We start from the raw sequence: 14,047 nt of genomic DNA on the forward strand, positions 1-14,047 counted from the left end.
GTACCCATGTTAAGTTCACAAGCCTATGACATCGCCATTGTGGGTGGCGGCATGGTGGGACTCGCCACCGCGATTGGATTGGCGCAGGCCGATCTGAATGTTGTCGTTATCGATGCGGGCCACACCGAGGCCGTGAGCGGCGAGCCGCGTTTACGGGTGAGCGCCATCAATAAGGCGAGCCAGCGCTTGTTAGAAAACTTAGGGGCATGGAGTTATTTAGACACTTCCCGCGCCACGCCTTATCAAAAAATGGCGGTGTGGGATAAAGACGGTTTCGGTAAAATTGCCTTTGATGCCAACAGCATCAGCGAAACCAGTCTCGGCGCGATTATCGAAAACGATGCCATTAGCTTTGCCCTCGCCAAACGCGCCAGTGAGTTTGACAATATCACCCATATTCAAAACCAACGCATAGAGCGCATTGCTTTTGGTGAGCGCGAAGCTTGGTTGACCCTTGCCAATGGCGTCGAGTCTGAAATAGAAAGTGTCAGTGCTGCACTTGTGATAGCCGCCGATGGCGCCAACTCTTGGGTGCGCGAGCAATGCAAGATCCCGCTGACATTCTGGGATTACGGCCACCACGCAATCGTCGCAACTATTCGTACCGAAATGCCACACCTTGCCACCGCCCGCCAAGTGTTTTTGCAGGACGGCCCGCTAGCATTTTTACCTCTGTATGAAGACAATCTCTGCTCTATCGTCTGGTCGGTGCCGCCTGAGCGCGCCACTGAATTACTGGCGATGGACAAAGTGCAATTCGAGCGCAACTTAACCGCGGCTTTCGACGGACGTTTAGGGATTTGCAAGCTGGAAAGCGAGCGCCACGCTTTTCCATTACGGATGCGCTACGCCCGCCATTTTGCCCGTCACCGCTTAGTGTTAGCAGGTGATGCAGCCCATACTATTCATCCGCTGGCTGGCCAAGGGGTGAATCTCGGCTTTTTAGATGCGGCCAGCATTATCGAAGTGATCAGCGAATTACAGCAAGCGGGTAAAGATATCGGCGATTATGCGCAGCTGCGTGCACTTGAACGTTGGCGCAAAGCCGATGCAATGGAGATGATCGCGGCGATGGAGGGCTTTAAACGCCTATTCGAAGGTTCAAACCCAGTCAAAAAGGTGATTCGCGATCTGGGATTAAATCTCGTTGATAATGTCGCTGGGCTGAAAACAGTGTTCATACAACAGGCCATGGGCAATAAGTCGGCACTGCCTAAGTTATGTCGTTAGCCTAGGTTGCGCTAATGTGATCAGAATTGCCGCTAATATCAGCATATTGACTGCAAGCTGCGCAAATCTGGCCTTCGCATGTAAAAAAATTACATGTTGAAGATGAGAAAATCTAATGACAATGGCTTCGGATTAGAAAAATCTCCTGTATACAAATTTGTGACGCAAGGTATAATTTCGCCGCATTTTAGACCCTAGTATCTACACCCTACACTAGGCAGAGACCTGAAAAAGGCCGCAAAAAGGGATAACAATGGCTAACAAAACTATTCTGTTTAACAAGCACTTAGAATCAAACGCTAAGATGGTCGACTTCCACGGTTGGGATATGCCCCTCAACTATGGCTCACAAATCGAAGAACACAACGCTGTGCGTCAAGACGCGGGTATGTTCGACGTATCCCACATGACTGTGGTTGATGTGATAGGTAGCGACGCTGGTGCATTTCTACGTAAGTTGCTGGCGAACGATGTGGCTAGACTTAAAGTGCCAGGTAAAGCCTTATACAGCGGCATGTTAGATGACAATGCTGGTATCATCGACGACCTCATCACTTATTACCTCACTGACACTAACTACCGCGTGGTAGTGAACTCAGCGACCCGCGAAAAAGATCTCGCTTGGATCGCCAAGCAATCCCAAGGTTTTGATGTCACTGTGACTGAGCGTCCTGAGCTGGCGATGATTGCCGTTCAAGGTCCTAACGCAAAAGCGAAAGCCGCTGCCGTGTTCAGTGCCGAGCAAAACGCCGCCATCGAAGGCATGAAACCTTTCTTCGGTAAGCAAGCTGGCTCACTGTTTATTGCGACTACGGGTTACACAGGCGAAGCGGGCTACGAAATTATCGTCCCAGAAGATGAAGCCCAAGCCTTGTGGCAAGCATTGTTAGATCAAGGGGTTAAACCTTGTGGTCTCGGTGCCCGTGACACGCTGCGTCTCGAAGCCGGTATGAACCTTTACGGCTTAGACATGGACGAAACCATCAACCCATTGGCCGCCAACATGGGCTGGACTATTGCATGGGAGCCAAACGACCGTGACTTCATCGGCCGTAAAGCCCTCGAAACACTTCGCGATGCCGGAACCTGCAAACTTGTTGGTCTAGTGATGGAAGAAAAGGGCGTGTTACGCCATGATATGCCAGTATTTTTCACCGACTCAGCCGGTGTAGAGCAACAAGGCGTGATCACCAGCGGGACTTTCTCGCCAACATTGGGCTATTCTATTGCGATGGCACGTGTTCCTAGCTCGATTGGGGATACGGCGGAAGTCGAAATGCGTAAAAAACGTGTGGCTGTTAGAGTAGTGGCGCCAAACTTTGTGCGCAACGGTAAACAAGCATTTTAAAAAAACGGAACAAGGAACAAGAACAATGAGCAATATTCCGACAGAACTGAAATACGCCTCTTCACACGAATGGATCCGCAAGGAAGAAGACGGTAGCTACACAGTAGGTATCACTGAGCACGCCCAAGAGCTGTTAGGTGACATGGTTTTCGTTGAACTCCCAGAAGTTGGCGACACTGTGACTGCGGGTGAAGACTGTGCTGTAGCTGAATCAGTAAAAGCGGCGTCTGACATTTATGCCCCCATTTCTGGTGAAGTGATTGCCGTGAACGAAGCGCTGGAAGATTCGCCAGAACTCGTTAACAGCAGTGCTTACGGCGAAGGCTGGTTCTTCCGCGTAATGCCTTCTGACGAATCAGAAGTCGACGCTCTGCTGGATGCTGAAGGCTACCAAGCTGTCATCGACGAAGAATAATCGTCGACGCTAACGAAGCCCTAAGGGGCTTCGTTTGTTTTAGCGCAAGATTGACATAACAACAGTCCGTTAATCAGTACCCTACAGTTCTGAATTTCGGCAAATCTGGAACAAGGTTTATCATGACCAAGCAAACCCTCACTCAGTTAGAACAGCACGATTTATTCCTACGTCGTCATATCGGCCCAGATAGCAGCCAACAGCAAGCCATGCTGAACTATGTTGGTGCTGAGTCTCTGGACGATCTGACCGCGCAAATCGTGCCTGAGTCGATCCGTTTAAGCCAAGATCTGAGCATTGGTGATTCCTGCGGCGAAGCCGAAGGCATTGCTTACATTCGTGGTTTAGCGAAACAAAACCAAGTATTTAAGAGCTATATCGGTATGGGTTACTACGGCACTCAAGTGCCAAACGTGATCCTGCGTAACGTATTTGAAAACCCAGGTTGGTACACGGCTTATACGCCATATCAGCCAGAAATCGCCCAAGGCCGTTTAGAAGCCATTCTAAACTTCCAACAAGTGTCGATGGACTTAACGGGTTTAGATTTGGCTTCTGCTTCTTTGTTAGATGAAGCAACTGCTGCTGCCGAAGCGATGGCGCTGGCAAAGCGCGTTTCTAAAGCGAAAAAAGCCAATATCTTCTTCGTTGCCGATGATGTGTTCCCGCAAACCTTAGACGTAGTGAAAACCCGCGCTGAGTGTTTTGGTTTTGAAGTGGTGGTTGGCCCTGCATCTGAGGCCGTTAACCATGAGCTGTTTGGTGCTTTGTTCCAATATACTAACCGTTTCGGTCAAATCACTGACTTCAGCGAATTATTCGCAACTCTGCGTGCGAAGAATGTGGTTGTGACTGTGGCCGCCGACATTATGTCCTTGGTATTACTGAAATCACCGGGCGCTATGGGCGCCGATGTAGTATTCGGTAGTGCACAGCGTTTTGGCGTACCAATGGGCTTTGGTGGCCCACACGCGGCCTTCTTCGTTGCCCGTGACGAGCACAAACGTTCTATGCCTGGCCGTATCATTGGTGTGTCAAAAGACGCCCGTGGTAACCGCGCACTGCGTATGGCAATGCAAACTCGTGAGCAACATATCCGCCGCGAAAAAGCCAACTCAAACATTTGTACTGCACAAATTCTGCTAGCGAATATGGCGTCTTTCTACGCCGTATTCCACGGCCCAGATGGCCTGAAAACTATCGCATCACGCATTCACCGTTTCGCCGACATTTTAGCGGCAGGCTTAAAAGCGAAGGGCGTTAACTTAGTCAACAACACTTGGTTTGATACTGTTAGCATCAAAGGCTTAGATGTTGCTGCCGTCAATGCACGCGCACTGGCTGCTGAAATGAATCTACGTTTCGATGCCGATGGTATTGTGGGCGTGAGCTTAGACGAAACCACATTACGCACAGATATCGAAGCCCTGTTCGATGTGATCTTAGGTGCCGGCCATGGTTTAGATGTTGCTGCGTTAGACGCGCAAATCGTGAGCCAAGGTAGCCAATCGATTCCGGCGGCACTCGTGCGCCAAGATGCGATTTTAAGCCACCCAACCTTCAATCGCTATCAAAGCGAAACCGAGATGATGCGTTATATCAAACGTCTTGAAAGCAAAGACTTAGCACTTAACTACTCGATGATTTCACTGGGCTCTTGCACCATGAAGTTAAACGCAGCGGTTGAAATGCTCCCAGTGAGCTGGCCAGAATTTGCCAACATGCACCCATTCAGCCCACTGGATCAAGCCAAAGGCTTTACTCAGTTGATTGAAGAGTTGTCGACTTGGTTAGTGAACATTACAGGCTATGACGCTGTGTGTATCCAACCTAACTCTGGCGCTCAAGGTGAATACGCTGGCTTGTTGGCCATCAAGAAATACCATGAGTCACGTGGCGATGCGCACAGAAACATCTGTTTGATCCCGCAATCTGCCCACGGTACTAACCCTGCATCGGCACAATTAGCCGGTATGCAAGTGGTGGTGACGGCGTGTGATAAGCAAGGTAACGTCGATTTAGAAGATCTGAAGACTAAAGCTGCCGAAGTGGCTGAAAACCTGTCTTGCATCATGATCACTTACCCATCGACCCACGGTGTGTATGAAGAATCTATCCGCGAAATCTGCAACATAGTGCATCAGCACGGCGGTCAAGTGTACTTAGACGGCGCTAACATGAACGCTCAGGTCGGCTTAACGTCTCCTGGCTTTATCGGTGCCGACGTATCACACCTTAACCTGCACAAAACCTTCGCGATTCCACACGGCGGTGGTGGTCCAGGTATGGGCCCAATCGGCGTGAAATCACACTTAGCCCCATTTGTTGCGGGTCACGTTGTGGTGAAACCGGGCCGCGTGAGCGACAACAATGGCGCCGTATCAGCCGCACCTTACGGTAGCGCGGGCATTCTGCCGATCAGCTGGATGTACATTAAGCTGCTTGGTTCAAAGGGCCTGAAAAAGTCGACCCAAACTGCGCTGTTAAACGCTAACTATGTGATGAAGAAGCTGTCTGAACACTACCCAGTATTGTTCCGTGGCCGTAACGATCGCGTCGCGCACGAATGTATTATCGACCTACGCCCACTGAAAGAAGCCTCAGGCGTGACCGAAATGGATATCGCTAAGCGTTTGAATGACTACGGTTTCCACGCACCAACCATGAGCTTCCCTGTTGCGGGAACTCTGATGATTGAGCCGACGGAATCTGAGTCTAAGGTGGAACTCGATCGTTTCATCGACGCTATGGTGTCAATCCGCGCTGAAATCGCCAAAGTGGAATCGGGCGAATGGCCAGCGGACAACAACCCGCTGCACAACGCACCGCACACTATGGCCGATATCATGGACCCAGAGTTTGATACGCGTCCATACAGCCGCGAAGTGGCCGTGTTCCCAAGTGCAGCAGTACGCACTAACAAGTTCTGGCCAACCGTGAATCGTATTGATGATGTTTACGGCGACCGGAACTTAATGTGTAGTTGTGCCCCATTATCAGACTACGAATAATTAATAATGGCTACTTGGCCTAGATAATTCGGCGTCAGCCAACACTTTTCGCTACTCATTGACACCAGTCAACTCCGTGGCGAAAAGCATCGGCTTCCTTGCCTTATCGTCGGCAGTAACGCCATTATCATTCTTCGGCTTCAGCGAATTTGAAGCATAAAAAAGCGACCGAAAGGTCGCTTTTTTTGTTGCCTGCCGCAGGATTCTGCATGCTCTTGTCGCTCTTGTATGAGCTACACCTGTGACTCGCCGTGCTTATGCTTAAATAAAATAGCCCCTGTAGGCTCTACTAAAACATCATATTTTAGAAGGTCACTGGTGCAACAATGCTGGATTTGGTGCAACTGTTCAGATGGGCGTTATGCCTGTTCTGACATTAATATCTTGTGCAGTTAACTATGAAATTTAGATATGTACTCACATATAAGTCTCGCAGATAAAATAGAACCTATATCATGATAGTCATCATCTTTATCTTTGTTACCTAAATCAATAACCGTTTTGGCAGCTAAAAAGCTAGGCTTGCAAGTTGCTTGTAGGGCTGCTTCATGTAGTGCTTGAATTTCCATTTCCAAACCTAGCATTTTTCTATATTGGTCTTTGATCTCTAGCATCATTGCTTCATCAGCAATTACAGTCGATCCTGAAGCAATAGCACCAGGTAAAATTTGAGACTTTTCTAAAAGTTTATTTCCAATAAAACCATACTTAATTTTTTTGACGATTTCTTGATTTTCTATGAATTGTTCAATACGTGTTATAACTTCATCGGGCTGCCATGATTGATGAGGTTGCTGTATAAATTTACCATCTTGATATTTACCTTCTTGATAATTCCACGCAACAGTACATACGATAACGTCTAACATGTTTACAGAGCCACTTTTTCCAGCACAAATGCCGCTCATACCAACAAATTCGGGCTTAAACATTTCTATTGCTCGAGTTGCGGTAATCGCCATGCTTACTAAACCCATATTACTTGGCTTAATACACAATCCCTTTTTATTATTGATTGTGATTTCTTGACAATTTAGACCATGTATTTCTAAGTGTTTTCCAAGTTTTGCATGTGTTTGATGGAAAGCGTTACGCTCTTTTGTTAATGCACAAAATATTAAAAAATCAAACTTAATAATTTGAGCAATTCGTTCTAATTTCTCTTTAAGCGCACTTTCCCATGGTCTACGCTCATCTGAATAACTTACGAAAGTTATCCCATTTTCATTGAATAATGTTTTATCCTCAGAGTTTGGGAGTGCTGTTAAAACAATAGCTTCGGTAAGTTTGTTTTTACTTTTGTTTTTTGCATAAATTATGTCGTTTGAAAAATTATAATCTTCGCCATTAGTTGTATCTGCTGGCATGTAAATGTCAAATATTATTAAGTCGAATTTTGTATTGTAAATTGGGTTGTAAGCATCTCTCATGCCTTCTACATGAACAATATTTAACTCATCAATAATATCTTGTTGCTCATGCCAACTTTTTATACATTCTTCGAGATTATCGAACTTGTCTTTGTTGTCTTCAATAATTAAAATATTCATTCTTGTAATAGAAACCTTTTAGTAGATATTTTCCATTGATTATCTTCACTATCAAATGAGTCGACAGTTAGTTTGGTGAAATTAAACTTCTTTTGAATTAACTCTGCCACTTCTGATATGTGAAAATAATCATTGTTTATTAGGATTTGCGGGTACTGAGTCAAAATTATAATAGGTATGTTAACCTTTTCTAGATATGAAAGTTCTCGGATAACTTCCATCCCGCCTGATGGTAGTGCTAATGATGTTCCTTCGCCTAGTTTTGCTACGTGACTAGGTAAAGACATATCTAAAATTATTTTTTCTGGAGTGTTTTCATTCAAGTATTTAATGGTGTCAGCTACTGCTAGCTTTACAATTATATCCTTATCAAGTATTCCATTATCCGTTATAAATTTTTTAATTTCAGAATACTTAAAATTATCATCCTCTACTATTAATATAGTCATGTTAGTAGTCCAACTCTATAGAGAACATTGCAGTGATTTTTGGAGGGCAGCTATTATCATCAAAGCTGTAATCTAAATTATGTATTAATTTTTCAAACTCCATACTTTTTAGTTTTATGATTCCACTGTTACCTTCAATAATGTTGGCATCGCTAATGTTATTGCTTGTTAACTTATCTTTTATTCTCTTCTTGGCTATGCAGTGTGCTTCATTGCTTACAGATTCAGAAGTTATTTTTATCGCAAGAGATTTTATCTCATCCTTGCTCTTTGGTTGAATTACTTCATAATTTAAAACTATTAATCCATTACAATTACCATGCTCTGCAATGTTATTTATTATAACTGTTAAAGAGTCGTATATAACAAAATAATGGCCTCCTGTTAGCATTTGAGTTGTATTTTCATCTTGTATTGTTGGAGAGAATTTTGGTTTTTGACTCTTAATTTCATTAACTACAACTTTCAATAATAATGATATGTCAGCGCTTTGAGTTGCATATGAAGGTTTGTTAAACCAAGAACAAACCATTGAGAATTTCTCTTCTGTGAGAGCATTAATTTCATTGGAAAACTTCTGAGATAACCGTCTGTTGATTAAGCGATTCTGGTCTTTAATGTTAAAAACTGATACACTAGATTTTACTTTTAAGATATGTTGTCTAGCTTTTGCTAAATCTCCATCAATTAAACGCCAACAATAGTCAGTAATTAATGCAGGAGCTAAGGCTACATTATCAATTTTCATATAAGACTTATACAGGGCATTGACTAATGAATTAGCTATTATAAATTTTTCCTCATTATCAATTAAGGGTGATAAAAGACCTTTTTTCTTTTTGTCACTTTTAATGTGGAAAAATTCGCCAATTAACTCATCAAAGCTTGCTATATATATATCCAACCATTTCTCCCATTCTTCAACAAAATATTGGTCAGAAAAAAGAGGCTTAAACTCTTGCTCCAAGGCCAAAGCCTTTACTTCTTCAACACCAGTACCTTTCGCTGTTCCATGTCGTATTCTTCTACCAAGGTAAGAATTAATACCATATATTTTATTATTAACGAATTCATTGTAAGAGTCAGAAATAGCTATTCCAATAGAGTTCTCTGGGTTTAGGTTTGATGTTAGGTTGGACCATTCTAAATTTATTTTTCGATTTTCTAATATATCTAAGTTGTCAAACTGAAGTGCTAGTTGGTTATTTATGTTGTCAGTTATCCATTGTATTACGCGTGCTGGTTCCGCATATATCCTTGAATCATCTATATGCTGTCTGTGTTTATTGATTTGAATATCAATTCTTGTATTTTTTGCTCTGTCATGATATTTTTTCTCTCCTGTAATATCACCATACCAGTCAAATAAATCAGCTCTAATATATAGGGCTTGATTTGGTCGTACATCAATATTAAATAATCTACTGATAAATATTTCATCGAATGACATCAAAAAATAATCTGTTATTGAGGGAGATATCTCGTAGAATGATTTTAATGTTTCTAAAATATCTCCGTCAAATTTACTTGCGCATAGGTTTTGAAACACTTTACGTAATTCAAAGTCAGCATCATCGTCGCCACCTAGTGATGATGCAGTTAATAAACATAGAGCAATTAACTTTACCTCTAAATTTTCCGTCCTGTTTTTAATAGTCTCAATATATTCTGGTAAGCAAAGTGACGCAATGTCACGAGTTCTTGACATTAATTTTATAAAAATAATTTCATCATCTTTGTTATTTATCAAGCAGCCATCAACTTTATTAATTAGATAGTCGAATGCTGAAGAGTTCTCAAATATTGAACAGCTTTTTTTATCAAATTTATTCAAGTTTATAGAGTGTGATTTAGTATCTTCATATCTTAAATCAGAGATGCAGTTTAAACTACCAAAATACTCTTTAATTACCTCTGATTCATATGCGGTTTTAATTCTTAATGTTGTATCTGGTAGATTAAAATAAGGGGCGTGGACTGTTTTGTATTTTAAGCAATCATCCTGCTCAATTAATAGATAAGCTTCTCTGTAAAAGCTAATGTCAAAATCAGAGTCGGGTGAGTTTTGATAGTATGATAGGTTGATTTTTATTAATGCTATTTCATTTAGTATTGCTTGGATTTCTATCGGGAATGAATATTCTTCAGTATGAAACTTCATTCTTTTTGTAAGGCTAAGATATAATAGTGAGTCTAGTAGTGAGTATGATAAGTGTGCATTTAAGTTTTTAATAAAATCCTCTTCATTGCTTGGCGAGTGACTAATAAAACTTAAAAGAATTCTTTTGCTGTAATCTTGTATATTTGCATTTGATATTTTTGAGCATATAGTAAAGTAATCAGCTCTGTCACTGATTATTTGTTTTACACCATCATTAATATTTGTTAAATTGCTAATCTGAATTTTATTTAGAATTTCATCGATTAGCGTTGCATAATGGCTATGTTCGTGAATATATTCCAGTCTGTTCTTTAAAAAAATTAAAAGTCTGTATAAAACTAATGAAACCCCCTTGTTGTCTATCAGTTTTATACAATTGTTTATTGCTTCTTTGAAGTTCTTATTATTAATGTTTGAGTATATTTCTTTGACTATAATTAGACATTTTTTCAAGTTTTCACTGCTGTGGTTTATTATTTGAATTATTTCATTTTGGTTGTATTCGCATATGTCAATTAACTTCTTAGGTACTTGGCTGTTAAAATGTCTTGTTAGTGAGTTGTTATTGTATATCGGACTTGTTCTTAATATCGTTAAGGCTTGTTTTGTGTTGTGTTTGGTTGTTGTTTTTTCTATTTTAATTAATGCTTTTTCAATATCGTAGTAGTTGCTTAGCGCTCCAGGTAGTCCTCTAAGTATATTTCTGGCTAGAGGGTGTGAAACTTGAAGTAGATCATTTATTGTTTTCATTTATAAACCTTAATTTTTTTATTTTTATGGAATCCATATCTGGGAATATTTTATAGTTATTGATTTTTGAATTTTTGAATTTTTGAATTTTTGAATTTTACTTCCCGACCTCGCGCTTACTCAAACACCTTTGTGCGACTTGATAAATAATTTGTTCTACTTGTTGCTGGGTAAGGGCTTGGGTTCTGAGTGTTGGGATAGTGCCGACTAATTGTTTGTGGTTGACGATCGGGAACGGTGGTTTTGATTGACTCGTGACATACCAGCCGGGGAATACTAGGACTGGGGTTGAGGATACTGGTGTTCCTGTGGCTTTGGTTAACCATTGGCTGACCCATTGGGCTTGGCGCTGCGCTTGTTCGATTGGTTTGGTTTCTGTCCACGAGGGGAAGTTTAAGCGCCCGTCTTTGTAAAATACTTGATAACCTTTTTTACCAGAGCTTGGGCCATTTCCATTGGTTTGGAGTAGGTCTTTGTTCCGTTTATGGCGGCCTTTGGTTTCAATCGCGAATACGCCATTTTTGCCGATAACAAGATGGTCGATATTAAAGCCGTCGGCTTGCACATCGTGAAACACTTGATAACCGAGTGCTTGTAAGCCTATGAGTTCATTGGCTGTGGCAATTTCAGCGGTATGACCGAGGCGTAATTTGATGAGCTTGGAAAAGAGTTTCCAGGTTTTAATGCCGAAGTAAATTACTCCTATTAAACCTGTTAAGGCGAACAACCAAGGGAATTTTCCGACTATGATATGCGCTTGGATGCTGCTGGCGGCAAATGGAAGGCAAACAATTAATAGTCCCATCATCATGCAGCCGATTAAATCTAATTGCAGATCATGGATTTGCTCTTGTAAGCCATAGGCGGGGATACGGGTCAGTTGCTCACGATCAACGGGCAGCTTGACGGTTGCATCGCGATGTTTGAGCAACACATACATCACACCCACTGTGACAAGAAGGCCAGACAGAAGTATCCCGTAGGATAAAAGAATGCTGCTGAAATCGGTCATTTACGTCCCTGAAGTAATGCGAGTCAATAGTTAACCCGATGACATAACCCGTTAATAAAATTTACTTATCATTTTGGAAAGTGGTGGCAGACTTGTCTGCTTAGAGTTTGGGTGCACATTGCTGATTTGCTTCTTCTTCCCTAAATGGCGTGCTCGATGATTGAGTTCGAGTTTGCCCTGCATTTTCCTGAGTGGTCACACTTTTTACTTTGTGGTCACACTTTAACCCGCTCTGTGCGGTTTAATCAATGCGTTTTATCACAAAAACGTATTTTAAATAACAACTTGTAGACAAATTACTCTGGTGAAAAGATCTGATAGGCATCATTTTTCGCGTCGCGTTTTTAGATTCTGATATTTTTCCTTACTAAACTTGCAGATCTACACAAGTGTTAAACAAGATTAAGCACTTCATGTAAATAACTGCCCGTAGTAAGGATATTTTATATTGCCTCATCGGACCAGTTTCAAGTGTCAACATACTAATTATAATATTTTTTTGAGTTTTTTATCATTATTCTCCCATACTTAATATTTATTCTGATATTGGCTGTGACAAAACTTATTAGTCTGTTGAATTACTAGGTTTCTCAATTTTAATTTTATGGCCAATTTATGTGTGTTGATTTTATTTTTGTTAAGGAAATGTATGAATAAGGCTTTATTATTTTTTTCATTAACCCTACCTTTTTCAGCTGCTTGGGCTGCTAATGAAACGTTTAGGGATGATATGGAGAGCCAAACTAACATATTGGAAACGCTTAGATCTGCGGATATCGATGATATAGATGATATAGATGAGACAGATGGTCCAGATAACCATTTGGAAGCTGGTCACAGTCATACTTATATTCGTTGTTGGTATAGATTAGATCAAACGCATAATAATCCTGCAACTGAACATAGATGGGCAAAGCAAAAGGACAGTGATGAATATTATTCTATTCAAGGCGCTTGGAGACATAAGCTTTCGGGTAAAAATATGTTTTATACAGAGACGTCACAAGATGAAATCATGCAACGGTGTGTTGATACATTAGGGGTTTCAAGCAACGAAGTCGCAGACATTACCTTCTTTGCTGCTAATGAAAAATTGTCATTTAATCAGACTATCTGGACGCAAGATAAGGCGGATCAAGGGAATAAAATTAACAAAATTATCGCATTTGGTGATAGTTTGTCTGATACGGGAAATCTATTTAATGGTTCTGAGTGGCGATTTCCAAATCCTAACTCTTGGTTTTTAGGGCATTTTTCTAATGGATTTGTATGGCCAGAATATTTAGCTAAATCACAGAATATTCCTCTGTATAATTGGTCTGTTGGCGGGGCCGCAGGTATTGATGAATATAAGATTATTCCCGGTTTAGGTCATCAAATACAATCCTATTTTCATTATTTAAAAAAGGCTGAAAATTACCAGCCTGCAAATACGTTATTTACACTTGAAATTGGCCTTAATGATTTTATGAATTATGATCGTGAGGTTAAAGATGTGAGTCAGAATTTAAGTGATGGGTTAAAACGTTTAGTTGATGAAGGCGGGGCTCAGCATATTATTTTATTCACGTTGCCTGATGCTACGCGCGCACCACAGTTCAAGTATTCTACTCAAGAGAATATTGTAAAAATAAAATCAAAAATTGAAGAGTTCAATGGCTTTATTAAACAGCAGGCTCTGTTGTATCAAGCAAAAGGTATAGATCTAGTGTTGTTTGATGCTCATTCTATCTTTGATGAAATTATTCAAAATCCTAAAGAGTATGGTTTTGTTAATGTCACAGATGCTTGCTTAGATATCAATAGAGATAGTAGTAAGGATTATTTGTTGTCACACAGCTTAACAAAAGATTGTGCCTACTATGGCTCTGATAAGTATCTGTTTTGGGGGATCACTCATCCAACGACTGCCGTGCATAAAGTTTTTGCGGATAAGATTATTGAAACAGGTTTTTTTAATCGTCATTAACAGAATAGTCGGCGAGTAAGATATTTTGGTTAAATATATCTCTAAATAATCAATAATATGGAGGTAAGCCAGTCAAAGCTGCTTTACCTCCATGAGTCAATTGAGTCAGTTGTAATTTAAGCCAGTAAAGCCACATCTTTTTGCATTTTTTA

9 protein-coding genes are annotated in these 14,047 nt (G+C 41.2%); 5 read left to right on the forward strand and 4 right to left on the reverse strand.

Annotated features, from left to right (window positions below; translation table 11 throughout):
- Positions 1 to 6: 6 nt before the first annotated feature.
- The 4 genes from HUB64_RS07620 (at position 7) to gcvP (ending at position 6,004) form a co-directional block, all read left to right on the forward strand.
- The gene (locus HUB64_RS07620) at positions 7 to 1,230 is read left to right on the forward strand and encodes an FAD-dependent monooxygenase (protein WP_173496724.1); all 1,224 of its coding nucleotides are present in this window, start codon (positions 7 to 9) and stop codon (positions 1,228 to 1,230) included.
- A 253-nt stretch (positions 1,231 to 1,483) separates the two neighbouring features.
- A complete protein-coding gene (gene gcvT, locus HUB64_RS07625; RefSeq protein WP_173496725.1) occupies positions 1,484 to 2,578 on the forward strand; it encodes a glycine cleavage system aminomethyltransferase GcvT in 1,095 nt (364 codons plus the stop codon).
- A 25-nt stretch (positions 2,579 to 2,603) separates the two neighbouring features.
- On the forward strand, positions 2,604 to 2,993 hold the full coding sequence (gene gcvH, locus HUB64_RS07630; RefSeq protein WP_011845766.1) for a glycine cleavage system protein GcvH: 390 nt from the start codon (positions 2,604 to 2,606) through the stop codon (positions 2,991 to 2,993).
- 122 nt (positions 2,994 to 3,115) lie between these two features.
- A complete protein-coding gene (gcvP, locus tag HUB64_RS07635) occupies positions 3,116 to 6,004 on the forward strand; it encodes an aminomethyl-transferring glycine dehydrogenase (protein ID WP_173496726.1) in 2,889 nt (962 codons plus the stop codon).
- Positions 6,005 to 6,396: 392 nt separating this feature from the next.
- Here gcvP and HUB64_RS07640 read toward each other — a convergent pair whose 3' ends face one another.
- The 4 genes from HUB64_RS07640 to HUB64_RS07655 all read right to left on the reverse strand — a co-directional run bounded on the left by HUB64_RS07640 (position 6,397) and on the right by HUB64_RS07655 (position 11,926).
- Entirely contained in the window at positions 6,397 to 7,554 is a 1,158-nt protein-coding gene (locus tag HUB64_RS07640; protein ID WP_173496727.1) for a hypothetical protein, read from the reverse strand.
- Complete coding sequence (locus HUB64_RS07645; protein WP_173496728.1) at positions 7,551 to 8,003, reverse strand: hypothetical protein; 453 nt, start codon at positions 8,001 to 8,003, stop codon at positions 7,551 to 7,553. Before HUB64_RS07645 ends, HUB64_RS07640 begins: the two co-directional genes overlap by 4 nt.
- A 1-nt stretch (position 8,004) precedes the next feature.
- The gene (locus HUB64_RS07650; RefSeq protein ID WP_173496729.1) at positions 8,005 to 10,914 is read right to left on the reverse strand and encodes a hypothetical protein; all 2,910 of its coding nucleotides are present in this window, start codon (positions 10,912 to 10,914) and stop codon (positions 8,005 to 8,007) included.
- Between the two features lie 97 nt (positions 10,915 to 11,011).
- Complete coding sequence (locus tag HUB64_RS07655) at positions 11,012 to 11,926, reverse strand: nuclease-related domain-containing protein (RefSeq protein ID WP_173496730.1); 915 nt, start codon at positions 11,924 to 11,926, stop codon at positions 11,012 to 11,014.
- Between the two features lie 649 nt (positions 11,927 to 12,575).
- Between HUB64_RS07655 and HUB64_RS07660 the strand changes: the two genes are divergently transcribed.
- Entirely contained in the window at positions 12,576 to 13,895 is a 1,320-nt protein-coding gene (locus HUB64_RS07660) for an SGNH/GDSL hydrolase family protein (protein WP_217363088.1), read from the forward strand.
- Positions 13,896 to 14,047 lie beyond the last annotated feature (152 nt).

This window comes from Shewanella sp. ISTPL2, assembly GCF_013283205.1.
In the GTDB taxonomy this organism is placed as follows: Bacteria; Pseudomonadota; Gammaproteobacteria; order Enterobacterales; family Shewanellaceae; genus Shewanella; species Shewanella oncorhynchi.

What these genes read in the sequence shown, in the direction of transcription:
- HUB64_RS07620 (WP_173496724.1), top strand. Translation starts at nt 7, where the DNA reads ATGTTAAGTTCACAAGCCTATGACATCGCCATTGTGGGTGGCGGCATG.
- HUB64_RS07645 (WP_173496728.1), bottom strand. Translation starts at nt 8,003, where the DNA reads ATGACTATATTAATAGTAGAGGATGATAATTTTAAGTATTCTGAAATT.
- HUB64_RS07640 (WP_173496727.1), bottom strand. Translation starts at nt 7,554, where the DNA reads ATGAATATTTTAATTATTGAAGACAACAAAGACAAGTTCGATAATCTC.
- HUB64_RS07655 (WP_173496730.1), bottom strand. Translation starts at nt 11,926, where the DNA reads ATGACCGATTTCAGCAGCATTCTTTTATCCTACGGGATACTTCTGTCT.
- HUB64_RS07650 (WP_173496729.1), bottom strand. Translation starts at nt 10,914, where the DNA reads ATGAAAACAATAAATGATCTACTTCAAGTTTCACACCCTCTAGCCAGA.
- gcvP (WP_173496726.1), top strand. Translation starts at nt 3,116, where the DNA reads ATGACCAAGCAAACCCTCACTCAGTTAGAACAGCACGATTTATTCCTA.
- gcvH (WP_011845766.1), top strand. Translation starts at nt 2,604, where the DNA reads ATGAGCAATATTCCGACAGAACTGAAATACGCCTCTTCACACGAATGG.
- gcvT (WP_173496725.1), top strand. Translation starts at nt 1,484, where the DNA reads ATGGCTAACAAAACTATTCTGTTTAACAAGCACTTAGAATCAAACGCT.
- HUB64_RS07660 (WP_217363088.1), top strand. Translation starts at nt 12,576, where the DNA reads ATGAATAAGGCTTTATTATTTTTTTCATTAACCCTACCTTTTTCAGCT.